18 protein-coding genes and 1 riboswitch are annotated in these 20,939 nt (G+C 48.2%); of the genes, 1 reads left to right on the forward strand and 17 read right to left on the reverse strand.

The genetic code is table 11. The features are described 5' to 3' along the window. Window positions 1-36: 36 nt before the first annotated feature. The 11 genes from BM200_RS07005 to BM200_RS07055 form a co-directional block, all read right to left on the reverse strand. The gene (locus tag BM200_RS07005; RefSeq protein ID WP_245772942.1) at window positions 37-1,428 is read right to left on the reverse strand and encodes an amino acid permease; all 1,392 of its coding nucleotides are present in this window, start codon (window positions 1,426-1,428) and stop codon (window positions 37-39) included. A gap of 166 nt (window positions 1,429-1,594) precedes the next feature. Further along, window positions 1,595-1,785, reverse strand: a riboswitch (Lysine riboswitch). 192 nt (window positions 1,786-1,977) lie between these two features. Continuing rightward, window positions 1,978-2,871 (reverse strand): ABC transporter permease subunit, encoded by an 894-nt coding sequence (locus BM200_RS07010; protein WP_091183040.1) that lies wholly within the window; start codon window positions 2,869-2,871, stop codon window positions 1,978-1,980. Further along, the gene (locus BM200_RS07015; protein ID WP_091183042.1) at window positions 2,868-3,830 is read right to left on the reverse strand and encodes an ABC transporter ATP-binding protein; all 963 of its coding nucleotides are present in this window, start codon (window positions 3,828-3,830) and stop codon (window positions 2,868-2,870) included. Before BM200_RS07015 ends, BM200_RS07010 begins: the two co-directional genes overlap by 4 nt. Next, window positions 3,827-5,002 (reverse strand): hypothetical protein, encoded by a 1,176-nt coding sequence (locus BM200_RS07020; protein WP_091183044.1) that lies wholly within the window; start codon window positions 5,000-5,002, stop codon window positions 3,827-3,829. Before BM200_RS07020 ends, BM200_RS07015 begins: the two co-directional genes overlap by 4 nt. Window positions 5,003-5,015: 13 nt before the next feature. Continuing rightward, on the reverse strand, window positions 5,016-5,549 hold the full coding sequence (locus tag BM200_RS07025; RefSeq protein ID WP_091183046.1) for a sigma-70 family RNA polymerase sigma factor: 534 nt from the start codon (window positions 5,547-5,549) through the stop codon (window positions 5,016-5,018). Between the two features lie 202 nt (window positions 5,550-5,751). After that, window positions 5,752-8,040, reverse strand: coding sequence for a 5-methyltetrahydropteroyltriglutamate--homocysteine S-methyltransferase (gene metE, locus BM200_RS07030; RefSeq protein WP_091183049.1), 2,289 nt, complete (start codon window positions 8,038-8,040; stop codon window positions 5,752-5,754). Window positions 8,041-8,141: 101 nt separating this feature from the next. Beyond that, window positions 8,142-9,050, reverse strand: coding sequence for a LysR family transcriptional regulator (locus tag BM200_RS07035; RefSeq protein ID WP_091183052.1), 909 nt, complete (start codon window positions 9,048-9,050; stop codon window positions 8,142-8,144). Between the two features lie 15 nt (window positions 9,051-9,065). Continuing rightward, window positions 9,066-9,611, reverse strand: a complete 546-nt coding sequence (locus BM200_RS07040) for a GrpB family protein (protein WP_091183053.1) — start codon at window positions 9,609-9,611, stop codon at window positions 9,066-9,068. A gap of 25 nt (window positions 9,612-9,636) precedes the next feature. Continuing rightward, a complete protein-coding gene (locus BM200_RS07045) occupies window positions 9,637-10,350 on the reverse strand; it encodes an AAA family ATPase (protein WP_091183056.1) in 714 nt (237 codons plus the stop codon). Window positions 10,351-10,617: 267 nt separating this feature from the next. Further along, entirely contained in the window at window positions 10,618-11,415 is a 798-nt protein-coding gene (locus BM200_RS07050) for a DUF2935 domain-containing protein (RefSeq protein ID WP_091183058.1), read from the reverse strand. Between the two features lie 71 nt (window positions 11,416-11,486). Next, window positions 11,487-12,683, reverse strand: coding sequence for an MFS transporter (locus tag BM200_RS07055; protein WP_091183061.1), 1,197 nt, complete (start codon window positions 12,681-12,683; stop codon window positions 11,487-11,489). A gap of 153 nt (window positions 12,684-12,836) precedes the next feature. Between BM200_RS07055 and BM200_RS07060 the strand changes: the two genes are divergently transcribed. Beyond that, window positions 12,837-13,256, forward strand: a complete 420-nt coding sequence (locus BM200_RS07060) for a hypothetical protein (protein ID WP_091183063.1) — start codon at window positions 12,837-12,839, stop codon at window positions 13,254-13,256. Between the two features lie 71 nt (window positions 13,257-13,327). On the opposite strand, the gene BM200_RS07065 is transcribed toward BM200_RS07060, so the two are convergent. From BM200_RS07065 to BM200_RS07090, 6 genes are all read right to left on the reverse strand, one after another. After that, a complete protein-coding gene (locus tag BM200_RS07065) occupies window positions 13,328-14,437 on the reverse strand; it encodes a Ger(x)C family spore germination protein (protein ID WP_091183066.1) in 1,110 nt (369 codons plus the stop codon). Next, complete coding sequence (locus tag BM200_RS07070; protein ID WP_245772918.1) at window positions 14,430-15,521, reverse strand: GerAB/ArcD/ProY family transporter; 1,092 nt, start codon at window positions 15,519-15,521, stop codon at window positions 14,430-14,432. The genes BM200_RS07065 and BM200_RS07070 overlap by 8 nt, the downstream gene beginning before the upstream one ends. 10 nt (window positions 15,522-15,531) lie before the next feature. Continuing rightward, a complete protein-coding gene (locus BM200_RS07075) occupies window positions 15,532-17,028 on the reverse strand; it encodes a spore germination protein (RefSeq protein WP_091183581.1) in 1,497 nt (498 codons plus the stop codon). A gap of 180 nt (window positions 17,029-17,208) precedes the next feature. Next, on the reverse strand, window positions 17,209-17,976 hold the full coding sequence (gene modA / locus BM200_RS07080) for a molybdate ABC transporter substrate-binding protein (protein WP_091183583.1): 768 nt from the start codon (window positions 17,974-17,976) through the stop codon (window positions 17,209-17,211). A gap of 262 nt (window positions 17,977-18,238) precedes the next feature. Beyond that, on the reverse strand, window positions 18,239-18,796 hold the full coding sequence (locus tag BM200_RS07085) for an NADPH-dependent FMN reductase (protein WP_091183069.1): 558 nt from the start codon (window positions 18,794-18,796) through the stop codon (window positions 18,239-18,241). A gap of 63 nt (window positions 18,797-18,859) precedes the next feature. Continuing rightward, window positions 18,860-20,872: a Na+/H+ antiporter gene (locus BM200_RS07090; protein ID WP_091183071.1), complete on the reverse strand. Its 2,013-nt coding sequence runs from the start codon at window positions 20,870-20,872 to the stop codon at window positions 18,860-18,862. Window positions 20,873-20,939 lie beyond the last annotated feature (67 nt).

Consider the following 20,939-nt stretch of genomic DNA (forward strand, 5'->3'; position numbering starts at 1 on the left):
GCAGAGGCTGGCAGCCCCTGCTTTTTCTAGTTCAACCTATTCCACATCCGGATTTACATTACATTCTTCAAGCTTTAACAGCTTCGTTTTGTACTTCCATTTGTACCCCAGCCATATCGCCAGGAAGAATGGAATGCCGATATAAGACGCCAGCATGAACATCCAGTCTACTTTGCCGTCCGAGAACGCGCTCACGCTTTGCCCGACAATAACGATCATACACATGATGCCTGCCAGAATAGGACCATACGGATACCATAAAGAGCGGTAAGGCAGGTCTTCCACTTTATGGCCTTGTGCTACATAAGCTTTGCGGAAACGGTAATGGCTGATCGCAATTCCCAGCCATGCGATAAAGCCGGACATGCCAGATGCATTGAGAAGCCAGATATAGACTTGTCCGTCACCGAAGAAGGACGCGAGGAATGCAAGCATGCCAATTGCAGCTGTCGCAAGCAAAGCGTAGACCGGAATGCCGCGTTTGTTCAGCTTCGAGAAGATCTTGGGAGCCTTGCCTTCCTTCGCTAATACCCAAAGCATGCGGGTCGAAGCGTACATACCCGAGTTGCCTGCCGACAAAACCGAGCTTAAGATAACGGCATTCATGACGGATGCTGCGACGCTTAAGCCGGCTTTTTCGAAAATAATCGTAAACGGACTTGCCGCAACGCTGTCATCCGCAAGCGTATCGGTTGTAAAGGGTATAAGCATCCCTACAACAAAGATCGCCAGGATGTAGAACAGCAGTATTCTCCAGAATACGCTGCGGATCGCGCGGGGTACATTTTCCCGCGGATTCTCGGACTCCCCTGCTGCAATACCAACAAGCTCCGTTCCCTGGAACGAGAAGCCCGCCGCCATACAGATCCCCAGAACAGCAAGCCAACCACCTGAAATGGGAGCATCGCCGGCTGTAAAGTTGCTGAAGCCAACAGCGTCACCTTTCCAAATCCCGACGATCATGAGCAGGCCAATTACAATAAATACAATAACAGTAATAATCTTGATCATTGCAAACCAATATTCCGATTCCCCGTAACCTTTAACAGACAGCAAGTTAAGACCTACCATCAAGGCAAGAAAAAGCGCGCTCCATATAAACGATGGACTGTCCGGAAGCCAGAATTTAATAATTAACGTTGCCGCGGACAGCTCTGCTGCTATCGTAATAGCCCAGTTATACCAATAGTTCCAGCCTAGCGCAAAACCGAAGGATGGATCTACGAATCTTGTTGCATACGTACTGAATGTGCCGGATACCGGCATGTAGGTTGCCATTTCACCAAGGCTTGTCACCAGGAAATACACCATGATGCCTATAATGAAATAACCTAGCAGCGCACCGCCTGGACCAGCGTCATGAATCGCTCCGCCGCTCGCCAGGAACAGCCCCGTACCGATTGATCCGCCAAGGGAAATCATCGCCATATGCCTTGCTTTCAGGCCTCTGCGTAACGTGTTCTCTTTCACGAACTTATACTCTCCCTTATCTATTTTTCCATTAGTGTCCCAATAAATAGCCGCCTTAAAACGCAAAAAAGCCGCCTTTCTTCACGAAACAAGAAAGACCGCCTTATCTTCCTCACTTTCCAAATATCAAGATAGCACAACATATTGCCGATGATTGTAGCAATATGACAGTTCCGTTCCTGTTCGGATACGGCCCCAGCCTGTCACGGTCAGTATACCGGACGGCTTCGGCGAGGGTACCTTTCTATCGGGATCGATGGTCTTTACTGGACCTTCCCCGATGTACTCATTAACATCGCAACCTCTACCTCATCTTGGTGGATGAGGATTTACTATTTAATTTGACTGACAATGTCTTATCATATAGACCTCTGGCTCATAAATCAATGGATAAATACGCCAGTTAGCCGTTTTGAACAAATGATTAAAGCAGCCACGGAATGTGCCTGCCTCTAGTTTGCAAAATTTCAATTTTATAAGAATCCATGTTGTAATCCGGGTTATGATTTAAAAATCCTTCCGTCTGATTGCTAACAACCCTGCGGCAAGAAAAATCAGGAAATAAACAGCCGTGTAATATAAAAAAGCATCAGATGGCGGGTTAACGACAGAAAAATAACCCAAAGAATCTCTGGATGAGAACCCTCCGCCCAAGCTCTTAACCTGGAACAGTTCGGATAACATCCTCTGCTGCAGCGCATCTGTTGGAATAAGGAGACGGATCAGTCCTGATACAATCTCGAGTGTATCGGATGCTTTCGTCGTTTCGTCCGTCCGGAACATTCCCGTTGCAATAACCCGGTCAAGCATTGTACCCAGCCAGCTCATCCCAAACAGCATCACCATTGCAACCCCGTTGCCAAGCGGCGCAAGCCAGCAGGACGCAAACATCGTAAGCGTTACCATTAAGAAAACGGGACTCATAAACAAAACAAACGCAGGCCCTATTGTGGACCAGTCAGGATGAGCACCTGCCGCGTAAGTGACAATAACAAGGATAGATACAAATAGAAGAAGAGCATAGGCGAGACAAAAAGTGACAAATCCAAGCCATCGTCCCATGTACCAGCGTGTTCGCGGAATCGGTCTTGCCAATACGGACTGCAGCACCCCATGCTCCGCTTCACCCGCAACAGCAGCAACAGAGCTGAAAATTGCCAGAAATCCCGTTGCGATTGATCCAAAGAAGAAACCGATCGAAAGCAAAATAGCGCTTCCTCGGAAGCGTTCAAGCAAATCATCTAGGCTTATGATGCCGGATTCAGACTGCGCAACAGATGCGCCTACGCTCTGCGCTATAAAATAAAAGGCGATCCAAAACAGGACCGTTAGCAGCAAAGTCATCAGGGTTACTTTTTTTCGAACAAGCTCTTTCCATGTTAACATCCAAACGGCAATCATCGGTTTTCCCCCCTATGCTCCAAACCCGATACTGCCTGTAAAAACCATTCGTCCAGGCTAGACTTTACTTTCTGTGTCTCGTATAAAGTCATGCCCTGTTCAATAAGAAGACGGTTAAAATAACCAACCTGCTCGTCCTCGGCAAGCCCGGCTTCCAGCCAATGCTCTCCCCATGCCGGCATTTCACTATTCTCCATAGGAACGATATCGACAGCAACGATCATCGTTTCGCGAAGCCAGTCCAGCATCTCGGGAGTCATTCCCCCTACTCGGAACCGCCAGCGCGAAGAAGCCCGGAGTACATCCGATACGCGTCCTTCCGACAAGATCCGGCCATTGTTCAGCAGAGCTACACGATCGCATAATTGTTCAACGTCCTCCAGTAGATGCGAGTTCAGGAAAATCGTTTTGCCTTCCTTGCGAAGACGCTGCAGCAGCTCACGCACTTCATGACGGCCAACAGGATCCAGCGCGGAGGCTGGCTCGTCCAGAAATACGATATCCGGATCGTTCAGAAGCGCGCAGGCGAGACCTAGCCGTTGCTGCATCCCTTTGGAATAACCTTTAATGCGGTCACGTCCCCGCTGTCCGATGCCAACCTCGTCCAGGAGCTGATTGATCCGGCGTTTTGCGGTCGAGCCCTTCATCCCGCAAAGCTTTGCATGGAACTGCATCGCTTCTTCTCCGCTTAACCATCCGGGATAGCGGAATAATTCCGGTAAATAACCGATGCGCCGCCTGGCTTCCACCGATCCCGCAGGTTGGCCAAACACTAACGCTTTCCCGTCCGTTGGCGATGTTAAGCCCACAAGCATTTTGACGATGGTGCTTTTACCAGCCCCGTTAGGGCCAAGGAAGCCAAAGGCTTCCCCGGCAGGAATGCGGAGCGTGACATCGTGACAGCCACGTCCGTTCCCGTAGTTTTTCGTTAAGCTGAATGTTTCGATCGCATAACTCATTGGACAATCAATTCCTTCACAATCTTTTCTGCGTCTTCACGTGCTTTAGCATCATACATGGTTACATGCTTGACCAAACCTTTTTCCAGCCATGTCGCACTCCAGCCTCCGCCCCAGCTTTCACTGTTTTCGAAGTATACGTCGGTGCCCGCAAGGACCGTCTTCGTCACTTTTCCGTCCGTAATAATCGGGAAAGGTACTTCTCCCTCGGATATCCGCGTACTTTGCATCAATACGTTTTTCAGGCTTTCCGGCAGAACAGGGAATCGGATTAAAGCTTCATAGGCATCTTCTGCTTCAATGGCAGGATCTATTTCCAGAACCGGAACCGGAGAAATGTTGACTCCAATATAACGCTCCCTGTCATCCGAATCTACAAAGCTGTAATCAGCACTAACCCCTTTATCCATTCGAAGTGTAATCGGCTTGCCGTCTACAGAAGCAGGCAGCAATTGCTTCGCTCCAAGCTTCTTCATTACACCGTTAATCGCATCGACGTCCAGACGGAATGTTAGGGCTTGCCCTTGCTGACCGTTGATCCGAAGCTCGGTTTGCTCGCCAAACGGCAGGTTCAGCTTCGCTGGCACCTGAATGCCGTATTGCTCGAGTGCTTGCGCAGCTGTTAACTCAGGATATCCTTCTCCAGTAACCGTCCGTTCGAATTTACCGAATTTGTTGCTGGACTCTGCCGATACGTCCGATCCAAAGAAGCCTTCCAATGCCGTCCTGAAATCATCCTCTTGAACGACCGCAATCTGGTTCATCTTAAACTTGCCCAAAATTGACGCCAGCGCTTCATTGGTGGACGGGATGGCGATAGCTGCGCAGATAAGGACAGCAGCAGCGGCAACACCCGTTTTCATGCCATGCTTTCTCAACCAGCTGCGATTAGGTGCCAGCTTCACCTCACGGCTTTCCTTTTTCTCTACAGCCAGACTCTCTGTAGTCGCATCAAGACCCTCTGCAGCTACTTGCGACTTGCCGCCTGCTTTATGCTCCGTATCTTCCGCCGTTACCCCTTCTTTCATCCATGCTTCCCAAATTGGAGAGCTTACTTGCTCTTTAAGCTTGAGCTCCAGCTTCGCCCAGGCTTCATTGGTTTCCTCCGAAGCCGGCAAGTTTAATGGCTTCCGCTCCAAGGCGTCCGTTTTAATGAACGGTTGATTTGTCATTTGCTTCCTCTCCTTATTCATGCGTCCATTGGTTTTCGTGCTTCAACGCTTGCTTGCGTAATCTTTCTCCCGCCCGCTTAAGCAGCATGCCTACCTGAGGCTGCTGAACATTTAATTCCTGCGCAATTTCGGAATAACTGTAGCCCGAATACCTCAGCAGCAGCATCTCTCTGTCCCGTTCCGGCAGGGAGTTCAACCAGCCTTGAACCTGCTCTTCATCCCCCTGCTTGATCACGGCGTGTTCGCCGGATTGGTAGGACTGCGGCTCTGTCATCAACTGCTTTTCCTGACGCTGCACCAGCATTCGCTCCCGCGCCTTTTGATCCAAATAATCGTAAGCACTTCTCGTAAGCACGCGATGCAGCCATGCCCCCACGGCTTCCGGAGTTGACGGCGGGTTCCTGTACAATTTCAGGAAAACCTCCTGTGCCAAATCTTCGGCGGCTGCCTGATCGCGCAGCAGTGCTGTCAGTTTTCGTATGACGGACGGATAATGCTTATGAAATATATGTTTAAACAAATCCGGCGCCGGATCTTGTTTGTTCATTTGTCCTTTGCCTCCCTACTATTCATTGCCTTCACGCTTGCCCCGGGCTCAACGTTGACATGTATAAGACGGGTCTCAAGTCTAATTTGTAACACCTTACATTCAGATATTTATAGAATGCCATAAAAAAGAATAAAAAGAGACTGTACCTTAGCCATCGTGGATGACTTTCGGTATAGTCTCAGTCTGAACAATCATGTGGTTATACGTTTACGGTATGCTTCTCGCGTGCAACCTTGGTGGCTTCAACCATATTGCGCAAAGACGCGATTGTTTCCTCCTTGCCGCGTGTCTTCAAACCGCAGTCCGGATTAATCCAGAACAGCTTAGGATCAAGCACCTGGAGCGCGCGGTCGATCATCGTCGTCATTTCCTCAACATCCGGAACCCGCGGGCTATGAATATCATACACGCCTAGACCGATGCCATGTTTGTACGTATTCACTTCAAAGCTGTGGATCAATTCGCCGTGACTGCGGGACGTTTCAATCGAGATCACATCGGCGTCCATTGCTTCAATGGAATCAATCATGTCATGGAACTCGCAATAGCACATATGAGTATGGATTTGCGTTGTATCTTGAACGGTGCAGGTAGTCATCCGGAAAGCTTTAACCGCCCAGTCCAAATAATGCGCCTGCTCTTCTTCCTTCAGCGGAAGGCCTTCCCGTACGGCTGGCTCATCCACCTGAATCATTCCGATTCCGGCATTCTCAAGAGCTTCAACTTCCTGACGAAGGGCGTAAGCCAGCTGGTAAGCGATCTGCTCCCGTTCGATGTCATCACGAACAAATGACCAGTTCATAATCGTGATCGGACCGGTAAGCATTCCTTTCACCGGACGATTGGTTTTGGATTGCGCATAGACCGTTTCCTCAACAGTCATCGCTTCTTTGAAGGCAACATCACCGAATATTACCGGCGGCTTCACGCAGCGGGAACCATAAGATTGTACCCAGCCGTTCTGGGTAAATGCAAAGCCTTCAAGCTTCTCCCCGAAAAACTCAACCATATCCGTCCGTTCAAATTCGCCATGGACGAGAACGTCAAGACCAATCTCTTCCTGATAGCTGATCCAGCTGTCAATCTGAGCTTGAATGAAGCTGGAATATTGCTCGTTGTTCCATTCCCCTTTGCGCCACGACTGACGTGCTTTGCGCACTTCTGTTGACTGCGGGAAGCTTCCGATCGTAGTCGTCGGGAATAGTGGCAGCTGCCATTTGTGCTGCTGGGCGGCATTCCGCGCTGCAAACGGAGATTTTCTGGCAGGCTCCTGCGTTTGAATACGTGCCACCGCCGTATGGACGTCTGCACGATTCCGGACATCGGACTGCTCCAAGGTCTCGAGCGCATGCTTATTCAATGCCAGCTCTTCAGCAACCGAAGCTTCCCCGTTATTTAAAGCTTCCGTAAGCAAGACCAGCTCATCGAGCTTCTCATCCGCAAAGGCAAGTGCGTTTTTCAGTTCAGGCGGCAGCTTGGATTCCGGCTTTGTTGTAACCGGTACGTGCAGCAGACTGCATGAAGTCTGAACAAGCAGCTTATCCGACGAAACAAGTCCTTGCAGCTCTCTAAGCAGAGCAAGCTTCTCGCCAAGCGGGGCTTTCCAGATGCCGCGGCCGTCAATGATGCCAGCTCCAAGCACCTTGTCTGCCGGGAAGCCGTATTCACGGACAGCAGACAGATTACCGCGAAGACCATGAACGAAGTCGAGTCCAATACCTTGCACGGGCAGCTTCACAATCTCCTTGTATTGCTCGAGTGAACCGAAGTAGGTCTGCAGTAAAAGGTTGAGCTGAGGAACGGCTTCCGCAAGCTTGCCATATAACGTATGCAGCCGTGCTACATCATCATTGCTTAGCTTGGTGACGAGTGCCGGTTCATCAATCTGAACCCACTGAACACCTTCTGCCACAAGCTCCTGAAGCACTTGCACATACAGCTTAAGAAGAATCGAGAGCCATGTGTCTACCTCGGATCTGCCATAACCCTTCGACAGCTTAAGGAACGAAAATGGACCTAGAATAACCGGCTTTCCTTCGATTCCGAGCTTCTCTTTTGCCTCGCGGTAAGCTGCAAGCGGTCTATTCTCGGTAAGGACCGGCTCCGCTCCGTAAAGCTCGGGCACGATGTAATGATAGTTCGTATTGAACCATTTCGTCATTTCACTCGCTGCTGCTTCCTTGGTGCCGCGTGCGACGCCGAAATAGACCGATAGCGGAACTGCACCGCCGTTATAGTTAAACCGCTTCGGAATAATTCCGAACATGGCGGCTGTATCAAGCACTTGATCGTAATAGCTGAAGTCATTAACCGGAATGTAGTCAATGCCTTTTTCCTGCTGCTTGCTAAGATGCTGAAGACGGATTTGCTGAAGCTGCTGATGAAGCTCTGTTTCCTCCAGCTTGCCTGCCCAGAATGCTTCCAGCGCTTTCTTCCATTCGCGGTTCTCACCGATTCGAGGGTACCCCATTACACTGCTCTTTGCCATCTTGCAACAACTCCTCAACATTTGTTACAAGAAAGATAACATGGTTTCAGAGTTATAGTGTAACTGTAAAATACTATATCTAGTTATAGCCAAAAGCTATATCATGGAACCGGCGAGATCGCGTGATGCAAGGCTTCTATATAAGCGGTTCCAAGCTTGGATAATGCCGTGCTGCGATGGGAAATCCAGCCTACATTAATCGTTTCGTCATTATCAAGCGGTACCGGAATAATCTCATTCCCGTTCAAATCCGCGCTTAATACACCGGTGGAGATGGTATACCCGTTCAGGCCGATCAGCAGATTAAACAAAGTCGCTCGGTCGTTCACACGAATGCTTTTCTTATGCGATAACGTGCTCAGAATCTCCTCTGCGAAGTGGAAGGAGTTATACTCTCCCTGGTCAAAAGACAAATAAGGAAATTCCTCCAGCTGGTCAATTGTTACCTTGGACTGCTTCGCCAGCGGATTCTTGATGCTGATGAATATATGCGGCTTTGCCGTAAACAGGCTCGTAAACTGCAAATTCGAGTCCTTTAGCAGCTTGTTAATGACTTTGCCATTGAATTCATTCAAATAAAGGATGCCGATCTCGCTTCGCAAGCTCTTCACATCTTCAATAATCTCATAGGTCTTTGTCTCGCGCAGGGACAGCTCATACTCATCCTGCCCGTATTCCTGCACGAGACTGACAAAGGCATTAACCGCAAATGCATAGTGCTGCGTCGATACGGAAAAATGCTGCGGTGACGGCTTCGCGTTCAAATACCGGTTTTCCAGCAGCTCGGCCTGCTCCACCACCTGACGGGCGTAGCTAAGAAACTCCACTCCCTCCTTGGAGAGAGCAATTCCTTTATTGGAGCGCTCAAATATCGCGAGCTGCAGCTCCTCTTCCAGATCCTTAATCGCATTCGAAAGCGTAGGCTGTGAGATAAACAGCCGCTTGGCCGCTTCATTGATGGAGCCGCGGCTTGCGACCTCGATGATGTATTTTAATTGCTGCAGTGTCAATGCTGTTCCTCCTTCTTAAGCATCCGAGTTCCCCGGCCGCCATCCGGTTTCTTGTGACCAGAGATGGGCCTTATGTACAATATCCCAGACGATTGGGCCTTTTCCCTCCACATACTTGATACGATCATGCTTATATTGCTGCATTAACCGGTGCTTCTCTGCAGCGTAGCGCAGGCAATCCTCCGGATGCTGCCGCAAATAATCCCGGAACAGCAAATTCAATTGCTCGGAGAAACTCCCTGCTTGTCTCACATGAACATGAGTTCTCCGCATGCCGGGAACTTCCCGGAAATATCGCTTCGTTAGGTCGGCATTGTCTTCTCTTAATACAAAACCATGCTGCTCAATCCGGGATCTAAAGCTGGGCAGATCTTCCAATCGGGGTACCGAAATTTGAATATCGATAACCGGCTTTGCGTCCAAGCCGCTGACAGAGGTTGATCCGATATGATCAATCCGAACGGCGATGTCCCCGAGCGCTGCTCTCAACCTTGTTGCTATAGCAAGAAACAGCGTACGCCAATGCGGATCGTGCTCCGCGATTATCCATTGATTCTCCAATGTTCCTGCCGCCTCCGTTCAGCCTTTAATCTTCAAACAGCTCTTGCAGCACGGTCTTCCGGTTCTCCAGAAATCTCCGCGTAACGATGTAATGAAGCGTGTCTTCATAACGGATCTCCTCTACCGGCTGCTCGTCAAAATTCAAAATTTGCGCTTCCGGATAGCCAAGCAGAATGGGCGAATGCGTGGCGATAATAAACTGTGCGTCAGCGGACAAATCCTTGATTACCCTCATTAAAGCAAGCTGTCTGGCCGGAGATAAGGCAGCCTCGGGCTCGTCGAGGAGATAGATCGCTTTTTTTCCGAACCGGTGCTTGAATAACGACAGGAATGCCTCGCCATGCGATTGATGATGCAAGGAACGTCCACCGTAATTGCTTAATACATCCGCATCGAGAGTATCAATATAAGAAGCAAAGTGATAAAAAGTTTCTGCCCGCAGAAAAAATCCGTTCGTCACCTTCGGCATCCAGGAAAGCCTGATGGCATTGCCTAATATAGCAGCCGAGGAATCCACCTCATATTCGTTATTCCTTCCGCCTCCGGCGGTATGAAAGCCGCATTGATAGGCAATGGCCTCAAGCAGTGTCGATTTGCCCGAACCGTTCTCTCCAACCAGAAACGTCACATTCGAGTGAAAATGAAGCTTGTCCAATGCCTTAATCGCGGGGATTGAGAAAGGATACTCCCTTTCATCCGTATATTCATCCCGCCTGATCTCCACGCTTTTCAGAAACATCAACGGTCAACTCCTATTGTCCTAATATCGTTGATTTGCCTGCCTTCAGATCTTACCTGTATTCCAGCTTAATTGTATACTTTCATTATCGCCGTCCTCATGAAGATCAGCAACCTCCATTACGGGATCGTCAACGCAATATCATTCAAGCTTGTTAGCTGAACCTGTTCTGCACCGCTATTTGAACTGCAGCTGCATCATAAAAGAATCAGCTCCATACGAAAAATGACTATCCCGACAGGAGATAGTCATTGAATAATCATATCATTAAGGTTGGATTCTAGGTTTATCCGCTTGGCAATTCGGATTGGGAACGAGCCCCAGCTGGGCAAGCTTCGTCAAATAGTAGCACTCTTCCCTCATCATATGATCCGGCATCAAGGGGCTGATCCGATCCAGCACTTCATCTGACAATTCAAGCTCTTCAAGCTCCTTAAGGAAGCCTGTGAACAGCTTCATCTCCATGTCGATCTCCTTGTGAAGCCTGCGGAACGCCGGGAAGTCTCTCAGCTCCGTCCTCATGTAGCCGGCCAGCTCAACGCTTTTTAAATACAGCTGGTTGAAATGCTCTTCGAATTGCTCCGTTCGTTTGATTAACGGCTTCTCCACCAAATCCAGATCACTTCCGATCGCAGCCGCATGTCCGGCCGCATCGGGAAGCCATAAGAAATCATGATGAAGCGCGTCAAATGCCGGAACCGGCTTGCCTGCCACAAGCTCATTCAGAATCCTTAAATATTCCTCCAGCTCATTGACCATATGATTCAGAAATGTTGGAGTAAGCATGATCATCACTTTGCCAAACAGCTGTCTCTCCAGAATATCCAGCTTGAATGCCCGGAATTCCGTTGTTAATTCGCAAGCCTGCTTGCTGATGAATTGACAATCCGCCTCTGACGAAGACTGTCTTGCGTACTCCAGCAGTTGGTCATAAGCGGTAATAAAATAGCCTGCTGTTTTAATATCCTTGGCTTCCACCGGTGATAGCGTATTAAAAATAAACCGGGCATGGTCCCCTAATATTTGCAGCCAGAAGCGATGCTCATACCATTCAGACTGTGCCAAACACGGATCCCTCCCTCTGCGCTTACATTCTTTTAGAGGGTATGACGGGAGCCGCGGATATATAACGGAGACTAGTTACTCTTCGGCTTAATTGTAATTAGCGCAATAACAGCAGCAACGAAGCAGCAGGCTGTTAAGACCCAGAATAACGAAGATTTGGATTGCTCAATAAGCAATGCGGCTAATGGAGGTCCGGCCGCAACCCCAAGAAACCGAATACTGCTGTAGAATGACGTTACGGTACCGCGCTGCTCCTTCTCAATGCCTTCGGTGAGCAGCGCATCCAGAGTTGGAAGGGCAGCCCCTAGGCCAATGGAGCCTGCGAATAAAAGCGTTATAATGACCCACAGCGTATCCCTGCCGCCAAAAGACAGGAACAGCAGACATCCGGCAGCTTCAAGAAATCCGATTACGCAGATCCATTTCATTAGCTTCTTTTTCTGGCCAATCCATTTGCCAATTGCCCATGATGTAGTACATAAAGCAACAAGAGGGATCGCTACAAGGCAGCCTTTAACGATTCCATGAATGCTCCGTTCCTCCAGTGTCTCCGACAAATAAAATAAGGAGGCAAATATCGCAAACATGTTAATACCGCCTGATACATATACCCCCCAAATCCATCTGCCCTTTTCCCGGAACAAGGAAACCACAGAATGAACAAATGTCTTGAAAGGAACGGCTGGCTTCTTATCCTTGGGAGCTTTCACCCATACCGCAACAAGAATGAACGAAATCAGACTGAATACCGGAATGAACCAGAATGGCATATACCAGGTCCACATCGCTAAAGCTGATCCGATAATTGGGGCAAGCACCTTACCAAATGTATTCGCGGTTTCAACGATACCAAGACCGCTGCTGACATCCTCTTCCTTTTTGAACAAATCGCCGACAAGCGGCAGCACAACCGGGAAACAGGCTGCTGCTCCCAAGCCTTGAAATAAACGACCCGTCATGACAAGCGCATAAGGTTTATCAATGGCGACTGCAGCCCATCCGCAAAAAGCACCGGAGGCCGCAACCAGCAGCAAACCTGGCAAAATGACCTTTTTCCTGCCGATCCGATCGGACAGATATCCGGTAATCGGGATAAACAAGATGGCAATAACGGCATACGACGTAATTAATAAGCTGGACTGAAAGGCGCTTATCCCCATTGCTTTTTGCATAGAAGGAAGAACCGGAATAAGGATGGAATTGGCTAAGGTCATCGTCAGCGGTATAGTTGCAATTGAAGCGAGATCTCTTTGCTTCTTGTTCTCCATGACTTCCTCCAAGTAGATCAGTCGGGATTAAAAAACACGCTGAAATTTAGAGTCTCCACTCCTGCATGATTTATGAACCAAGATTGAGTTGAATATTAATCGCTTGAGAAGGGATTCTAAATGTGTTCTTAAACCAAAGGAGGAATTCACAACATGCAATTTTCCAACAACCAAGCAAGCCAATCCCTTCACCAATGTGAGCAAATGATTCAACAACTCGTTAATCAAACGCAGCAAGCGAGCCACAATTATCAAATGCTGCTCCAACAGGAACAACAAAATGCGCAGCGTCTCGAGGAATTGGCTGCACGCGAGCAAAAAGCAGCTCAGATCATTCAAACAGCTCTGCAAGGTCATCAAACGGCCGTTCAACAGCTGCAGCAGGTATCGCAGATTTGCAAACAAGTGGAGAGCATGATTCACTCGCAATACAACTCCCCGATTTCGCAATCGTATACCCAAACTCCTGGCATCAATCCAGGTTATGCTGCGCACTCGTATAACAGCTTCAACGCTCACAACAACGAGGGCATCCATTCCAATACCAATTCCCAATTCAGATCCATGCAATAAGCTACAGGATCAATATGTAACAAGCCCGCAGCAGGCCTTAATGGCCTGAGCGGGCTTGTTTCCTGTTCGTTCTACCTGATTTTCCCGTAATCTTTTGCTTTAAAATGAATCTGACAGTCCACCTTTATGCGAGGATATTCTTCGCTCCAATTCAAGGCTTTCCAGGCTTCATAAGACATGCTGTTGCGGACATGCATCCCAATTCCCAGGCTATCGACATTGTATTGCTGCAATTGCTTGACCAGCCGGTTCCCCCGTTCAGACAAGATCTCTGAAACCTTCTTCTCTACCTGGTGCCGATCCGCATCTTTGCTTAATTTCAGATCGCCAATGTATTCATGAATGGATCCTTTGAAATTCGCTGCAATGGTCACATGGATAGGTCCGTTGGCATTATGTTTAACATGAACGGCCCGGTTGCTGACAACCGAAGTGAACATAATGTATTCATGGGAACCGTCATTATCGCGAACACTATCCAGATCAAGACCCATGTCCCCTTTCTTAAACTTGCCCCGCAGGATGGAGAATAACAAGACGTCCTTGTTATAGATTTTGCCAATGTATTTATAACCCCTGAATAACCCGATTCCATCAACCGTAATATCTTCGGCTTGTTCCTTAAGTATAGGTGCAATCGGATCAATCCCGTCATCATAATAATCGCGTTCAAATTCATAAAGAGTGGTCTTAGGTATGCGATTATTAGTACTGGCCTTCTCCAATAAACGGTTTATATATTTGTCAGTGGATAAATGCTGTTTATAGTCCTTGAACAGCATATCTTTTGCATTGCCATTAACCAGAGAAATTTTCACCAAGGGAGAAATCGAAGTATCCCTCAAAATACTGTTGATCTCATTAGAGAGATCTTTGCGGGCAAGAGCTTCCGAATAAAGAAGGACTCGGATTTGACCGTTCACAAGAAGCAGATCCGTCTCGTTGGCAAATTTTACTCTGGCATCCTTGGAGCTTTTTCCTACTGCGGAATGAAGCTCTCTCACAAGATCAATGGTTGGATCGGCTCTAGGGATACTGATGCCGATCTCGACTTGATTCTCCGGTGCCGCATCGTAGCTGGCTGCATAGGTGAAGCCTATTCTCTCCAAGATCCGGTAATCGCAACCAGGCAGCATAATGAGTATCGTCACAACTAGCAAGATCCTCATTATTTTATTCATGTGCCAGCCTACTTCCCATACTTTGAAACATCAGTACAATCAGCAGCAAAAGCGGTAATCCAAATGCAATTCCGCATTCAATCATGCTTAACGTACTAAGCCAATCTCCTACATCGTTAATCGTGTCCGGAATATAAGCAACGATAAAACACATTAGCATGAGCATAAAGGCAAGAAAGTTTGCTTTCAATTTGGGAAATATATGCTTCAGCATTTCCAAAGCACACCACTCGTACATCAGAATGGAGAACAGAACCGTAAATAAGATAAACCCGAAGAGCAGGTTCTCCATCCGTTCCATAAACGGAAATCGGATATAAGCCATCATTTCAAGCACCGGAAACGCCTTGTTCTTCAATTGCCCCAGACTATATACCCCAAAAGTGATGAATGCAAGATAACAATAGGTCAAGGTTGTAACGCTATTCCCGATCAAAGTGGCCTTAATAAGCTTGGTCTTCTGATTGGTATAAGCAAACAAGAGAAGAACAATCTCGTAACCAAGGAAGGAAGAATAAATATCAAGGCTCTCCAGATACGTAAACTTTCCTCCCTTGAACAAGAATGGCGTCAGCCGTGCCCAGTTAAAATCAGAATAGAAAAAGAAAGCCAGCAGCACCATCCAGATAAACAGCCAGAAGAATATGGTTGAGGTCTTGGTTATATTGTACAACCCTTTCGTTAACAGCCAGAATACAAGCAGATCCATAATAAGCTTGAATTCCATCGGGTTTGTTGTCGGGAAAGCATACATTTGAAAAATCAAGATATATTCCTTTCCCGCCATACATCCAAGCAGAGTCCAGACAACCGCCAGCGCAAGATATATGGGAATAAGCATAAATCTCGGGATGGACTGCTCCAGGATTTGAAAGATGGAGCGGCCCTTTCCAAGCTTGTACACCGCGGCAATCAGAAGGATATTCACGGTAGCAATAATGCCGAACCCAAATACGGTAATCCAGCCGTTTGTTCCAAACGTTTCCGCGAGCAGTTGCGGAAGGATTAGCGCCATGACTCCGCTCTGTATCATAAATACCAAGATCGTGGTATGAAAGGGGGAGAGCTTTTCATTGTTCTCCATGTTGATCTCTTCACTCCTTGGTTTTATTGCGTACCTTGTTAGGTGAATCACTCTGCGTTGGTCTCTCTCGCAAGGACTTGAACGGAGCGCGAATGAAGATATCCTTCCAGTCCTTCGGTTCAAATGGAGCAACGGGATTCAGGTAAGACGATCCCATGCTAGTAAGACCGCTTAGATGAATGACAATCGCTGCGATGCCAAACACCAATCCCAGATTTCCTAAGAAGCCGGCCAACAAGATGAGACCAAACCGTATTAACCGAATAGATGCACTCATGACGTAGCTGGGAATAACGAAAGAAGCAATGGCCGACGAGGCTACCGCAATGATCAGAATATTACTCGTTAATCCCGCCTGAACGGCCGCTTGGCCAATAACGATACCGCCTACGATACCAATCGTCTGACCGATCTTGGTCGGAAGTCTGGCCCCTGCTTCTCTTAGAAGTTCTATCGTTATCTCCATAAGCAAAGCTTCGTATAATGGAGGGAATGGCACTCTGCTTCGCGATTCCGTCAAGGTTAGCAGAAGATTTTCCGGAATCATCTCGTAATGAAAGGTTGTCACGCTTACGTACATCGCCGTGAAGCTGATCGTAATCACAAAGGCTATGAAGCGCAGCAGCCTGATCGCACTCCCTAGTATCCACCGCTGATAATAATCGTCGGAAGAAGAGAAAAACTCGAAGAACGATGTTGGCAAGGTGAATGCGGAGGGGCTTCCGTCCACAATACCGGCAACACGTCCTGATACCAGCTTAGATACGATTGCATCCGGCCGCTCGGAGGTAAGAAACTGCGGGAAAATCGAATATTTGCTGTCATCCATGTATTGAATGAGCATATTCGTGTCCAGCATGGCATCAACCTCAATCTCGCTGATCCGCTTCTTGGCCTCTTCCACAAACCGCATATTGACAATATCCTTCACATACAGCAAATACACATCCGTCTTGGTAATTTCACCAACGGACAGTCTCAGCACCTTCAGATGTGAACTCTTCAATCTTGAGCGAATCATGGCAAGGCTAGTACTCACTTGTTCCGTAAAGGCATCATGCGGACCGGTAATAACGGTCTCCGTCTCTGACTGGCTGATTGCCCGATTTTCCGGACTGTATACATTAAAGGCATAAGCATCCTGCCCGTTAAAAACCGCCACTCCGCCAGATAAAATTTCAAGGATTAACGACTTGCTGCTCGTCATTCTGAAGGGCTGCAAATGCTGAAGCATCTTCGCAACTTCCTCATCATTGCCGCTAAGCAAAGGCTTTAAGATATGACGGCTTAATTTATCCTTGTCGGTCATCTGATCAAAATAGATGAGATCGGTCTGATGATTGGGAAAAGTTAAATGTGTAATATCACTGCAGTCCTGAAACTCCTCAAGCGTGTGCGCAAGTGTCGGCGGCCTAATATCTTGCTCTGGAGGAAGCTGCTCCTCCTGTCCGGAGTTCTTCCCTGAATCCTTGATCATCATGGTTCGCAATACTTGAGAAAATGTCATTTGCACACCTCGGGATAGGATAGGATTGTTCTTATTTTGCATATTCTTCCTGAAAATTAACCAAAAAAAACCGCGATCATTGATCGCGGCTTCGTATATACGTTATATCGTCCGTGGCAACACCCTTATGACCACAAAAGAACGAAGGTATCATCACCTCCGTCCTTAATAAGATTCCAATTATTGCGACGGTACAGAGAAGCCGTACTTCACGAATATATCAAACGCTTCCCGTGATTGCAGGTAAATATAGAAGTCTTCTGCTTCCTTGCTGTGCTTTGTGGCTTTCACAATACCTATGGGGTATTGGATCGCCGTGTAGGCCGCCGGGTCTACCGTAAAAGCGATCTTCGCTTTATTAGAAGTCAAAGCATCCGTCTTATAGACGAAGCCTGCATCAGCATTGCCCGTTTCTACGTATTGCAGCACTTGTCTGACGTCTTTGCCTTGCACGGCTTTCGATTGAACTCCGTCCCATAGCTTGGCATTAATCAAAGCTTCTTTAGCGTAGCTGCCTGCCGGAACACTCTCCGGAATACCAATCGCAAGATGTCTAACCGAAGCCTTCGTCAAATCTGCCATGCCGGCGACAGCACTCTCTTGATCACCTGGAACGACAACAACTAGTTCATTGGTTAACAAATTGGTCTGTTCTGCAATCAACTGCTTATCCATAAGTGCCTGCAGGTTCTTCGTGGCAGCAGACAGGAACAAATCCGCCGGAGCTCCTTGCTCGATCTGCTGCTGCAGCGCACCGGATGCGCCAAAGTTGAAGCGAAGCTTGATGTTTGGATGTTCTTCTTCATAGGTTTTCTGAATCTCATTCAGCGCATCAGTCAAGCTCGCCGCAGCCGATACCGTAAGCTCAACCTGACTTTGGGCATCATTCGTTGCCTGTTCGTTCCCCTGCTTCTCCCCGCTGCATCCGGCAAGGATAACGACAATCATAACGAGACATAACCAAACCTTCTCCACGTCATTCCATCTCCTCCAAAGCACAACCAATTATATCTATTTAAATCTAGTTTATATCATACATCACTAACTAGGCCAATATTTAATGGACCATTTAACATATTTAAAAAGAAGCGGCCGTGCAGGAACAGTACCCGCACAGCCGCTTTTTCGATTCCGCAATCTCAGCTCAAGCAACGCCTTCGCATCTCCGGGCTCTAGCATTCTTAAGCAAATCTTGCTGCTGTTCATTTCCTTATTCCTTCGACCGTTCTACCTTATGGACAAACTTGTCCATAAGTTGCTGCAGCACTTGCAAGGTAGCAAAATCGGATAAACGGCCCTCGTCGTCAAACTTCATATGAGCTTGGGAGAGCTTAAGCTCAGGACGGTTGACCGGATCCATATCAAGCGCGAAGATAAGCTGGCGCAGATTCGTTTGCGCACGTGCCGTTCCGCCCGGACCAGTAGTAGCGCCCATAATGGCGACGGGCTTGGTGGCAAGCGGCGCACCGATATTTTTCCGGGATACCCAGTCAAGTGCATTCTTAAGAACACCAGTAATTAAACCGTTAAATTCAGGCGTACTGATCAGGAAACCGTCAGCTGAGCTGCACAGCTCGGCGAATTGCTTCACGGATTCCGGCAGATCTTCCTCCAGGTCCTGGTTATAGAGTGGCAGCTCGCCAAGGTCGGCGTAGGTATATGTAAAGTTTTCCGGTAGAAACAACGCCGCATTTTTTAATAACGTTTTGTTCATGGAAGCTTTACGCAAGCTGCCTGTCAGGCCAACAATATGATAGGATTGCGTCATGATGATAATCTCTCCTTCTCACTCACTTATACGTGTACAACAAGGCTGTACAACAATATAAGATTAACCGATTTCATCCTCCTCGTACATAGCCGCCTCCCTGTCCCGGATATGCCGGCGCAGGGTCGACGCAAGCTCGCGGTCTATGGTTCCTTTCTCATACAGGGATTGCACTTCATCCCGTTCCGCCTGGATCGCCACCCAATGCAGCTCTTTCCGAGCTTCATGGAAATCATGCGTTTTATTCCTCGAATGAATCGGCATGGCTTTCATCCGGCTAATAATTTGATGATAGTAGGCGGTTACGCATTCGGTTGGATCGTCCTTCGCTTCCGGTGCGCATCTAGCATCCATCTCTTCCAGCACCGCTTCCGAGCATTGCAATCTGAGTCCACGCAGGGCGGTAATATCCGCATCCGTAAAAGCAAGCTTATAACCGCTGCCGTTAAAGCTCGCTTTCACTTTATTCCATAACCCCTTCAGCACCATTCTCCACAAATGGAGACGGTTCGCAAGAATCAGCTCAATTTGGTCCAGCATTTTGAAGTAGAAGTTGGCATGCTTCTCACTGATGGCGCCTTTCTCCAATTGCTCGTCGACATATTTCCGCTCAATATCCAGCGCAATGATCCGCATCTCCAGCTCTTTCTGGCGTCGGCTCGGCAGCTGCCTGTTCTGATTCTCGATCATCTCCATCTGCAGAATCATCCGGCGGTATTCAGCAATGACAGACTCGATCGCTTCCTCGTTCGCCTCATGGCTCACATGCTCCAGGTGACGGATAGCCGCTCCCATGACTTTCATTTGCCATTCCCGTTCCTCATGGGCCTGCTCGGTTTCATCCGCAATCACTCGCTTCTTCGCAATTAGAGGCAATAGAATGCTGGCCGTCAGCAGCGACAACAGAATAATAAAGGCAGCGAGGAAAATAATGAGATCTCTCTGCGGGAACGGACTCCCGTTATTAAGCAGCAAAGGAACCGAAAACGCGCCCGCAAGCGTAACCGCTCCCCTCACACCGGAGATCGTCGTCAGGATAATCACCTTGAAGCTGAGCTTATCCTTGCCAATCCAGGTAAACAAGAATGTCCAGACAAAGCGCAGCACAAGCAGCAGAACGAAAATAATGACCGCATAGCCGATCACTTCCAGATTGTTAAAACCGGGATCCTTGAAAATCACCGTTGTAACCTGGGGAATTTGAAGGCCCAGGATAACAAAAACAAGCCCGTTCAGAATAAACAGGATAACCGACCATGTATTCACGGATACCGATTTGAGCCTAGGCATACTGTGATCAACCCGGTCATCCTCGATGGCATGTACAATCCCGCCTGCAACTGCTGCAAGAATGCCGGATACCCCTAGTTCTTCCGCCACAAGGTAAAGCAGAAATGGCGTGACAAGCTGAAGCAGCATATGCATCGTCTCGTCCTCCAGCCCTGCCCTTCTGAGCAAGTGACGGATGCCGATAATGATAAAAGCCAACACGGCGCCGACAAGCAGCCCGCCAGCAGCAATGACAATGAAGCTGAATGATGCCTTTTGCCAGGAAAAAACACCTGTCATAGCTGCCGCAACAGCAAATTTGAACGCTACAAGACCAGATGCGTCATTCATTAAGGCTTCGCCTTCCAGCAATCGCATCAGGCTTTTGGGCAGCTGAATCCGTCCGGCCAAAGCCCCAACGGCTACTGCGTCCGTTGGCGACAGAATGGCAGCAAGGCCAAAGGCTGCGGCAAGAGGAATAGTCGGGATCATCCAATGTATGGTATAGCCAATCACAAAGACCGTTACGAAGACCAGTCCGACAGACAGCAGCAGGATTGGCGCGCGCAGACGCCACAGCTCATCGCGCGGCGTATTTTTGCCATCGTTGTACAGCAAGGGAGCGATGAACAGAATAAAGAACAATTCCGGCTCCAGATGAAGATGTACGCCAAATGGAATAACGGTAATAACCGCGCCTAATACAATTTGGATAAGCGGTACCGGAATGAATGGAATATAACGATAAATGACATTGGAGACGCCAATCAGAACAAGCATGACGAGAACGATAACAAAAATTTCCAAGCCGCTACCTCCATCCTTTTTGTATGCAAAAGGGATCAGACGCCCGAGCGTGAGATCCCTTCTGTCT

Source organism: Paenibacillus catalpae, from assembly GCF_900112695.1.
In the GTDB taxonomy this organism is placed as follows: Bacteria; Bacillota; Bacilli; order Paenibacillales; family Paenibacillaceae; genus Pristimantibacillus; species Pristimantibacillus catalpae.

Excerpts from the sequence above, each read along its gene's own strand:
- BM200_RS07025 (WP_091183046.1), bottom strand. The coding sequence starts at position 5,549 with ATGAACAAACAAGATCCGGCGCCGGATTTGTTTAAACATATATTTCAT.
- metE (WP_091183049.1), bottom strand. The coding sequence starts at position 8,040 with ATGGCAAAGAGCAGTGTAATGGGGTACCCTCGAATCGGTGAGAACCGC.
- BM200_RS07065 (WP_091183066.1), bottom strand. The coding sequence starts at position 14,437 with ATGAATAAAATAATGAGGATCTTGCTAGTTGTGACGATACTCATTATG.
- BM200_RS07010 (WP_091183040.1), bottom strand. The coding sequence starts at position 2,871 with ATGATTGCCGTTTGGATGTTAACATGGAAAGAGCTTGTTCGAAAAAAA.
- BM200_RS07085 (WP_091183069.1), bottom strand. The coding sequence starts at position 18,796 with ATGACGCAATCCTATCATATTGTTGGCCTGACAGGCAGCTTGCGTAAA.
- BM200_RS07075 (WP_091183581.1), bottom strand. The coding sequence starts at position 17,028 with ATGACATTTTCTCAAGTATTGCGAACCATGATGATCAAGGATTCAGGG.
- BM200_RS07055 (WP_091183061.1), bottom strand. The coding sequence starts at position 12,683 with ATGGAGAACAAGAAGCAAAGAGATCTCGCTTCAATTGCAACTATACCG.
- BM200_RS07060 (WP_091183063.1), top strand. The coding sequence starts at position 12,837 with ATGCAATTTTCCAACAACCAAGCAAGCCAATCCCTTCACCAATGTGAG.
- BM200_RS07020 (WP_091183044.1), bottom strand. The coding sequence starts at position 5,002 with ATGACAAATCAACCGTTCATTAAAACGGACGCCTTGGAGCGGAAGCCA.
- BM200_RS07045 (WP_091183056.1), bottom strand. The coding sequence starts at position 10,350 with ATGTTTCTGAAAAGCGTGGAGATCAGGCGGGATGAATATACGGATGAA.
- BM200_RS07070 (WP_245772918.1), bottom strand. The coding sequence starts at position 15,521 with ATGGAGAACAATGAAAAGCTCTCCCCCTTTCATACCACGATCTTGGTA.
- BM200_RS07005 (WP_245772942.1), bottom strand. The coding sequence starts at position 1,428 with ATGGCGATGATTTCCCTTGGCGGATCAATCGGTACGGGGCTGTTCCTG.
- BM200_RS07015 (WP_091183042.1), bottom strand. The coding sequence starts at position 3,830 with ATGAGTTATGCGATCGAAACATTCAGCTTAACGAAAAACTACGGGAAC.
- modA (WP_091183583.1), bottom strand. The coding sequence starts at position 17,976 with ATGATTGTCGTTATCCTTGCCGGATGCAGCGGGGAGAAGCAGGGGAAC.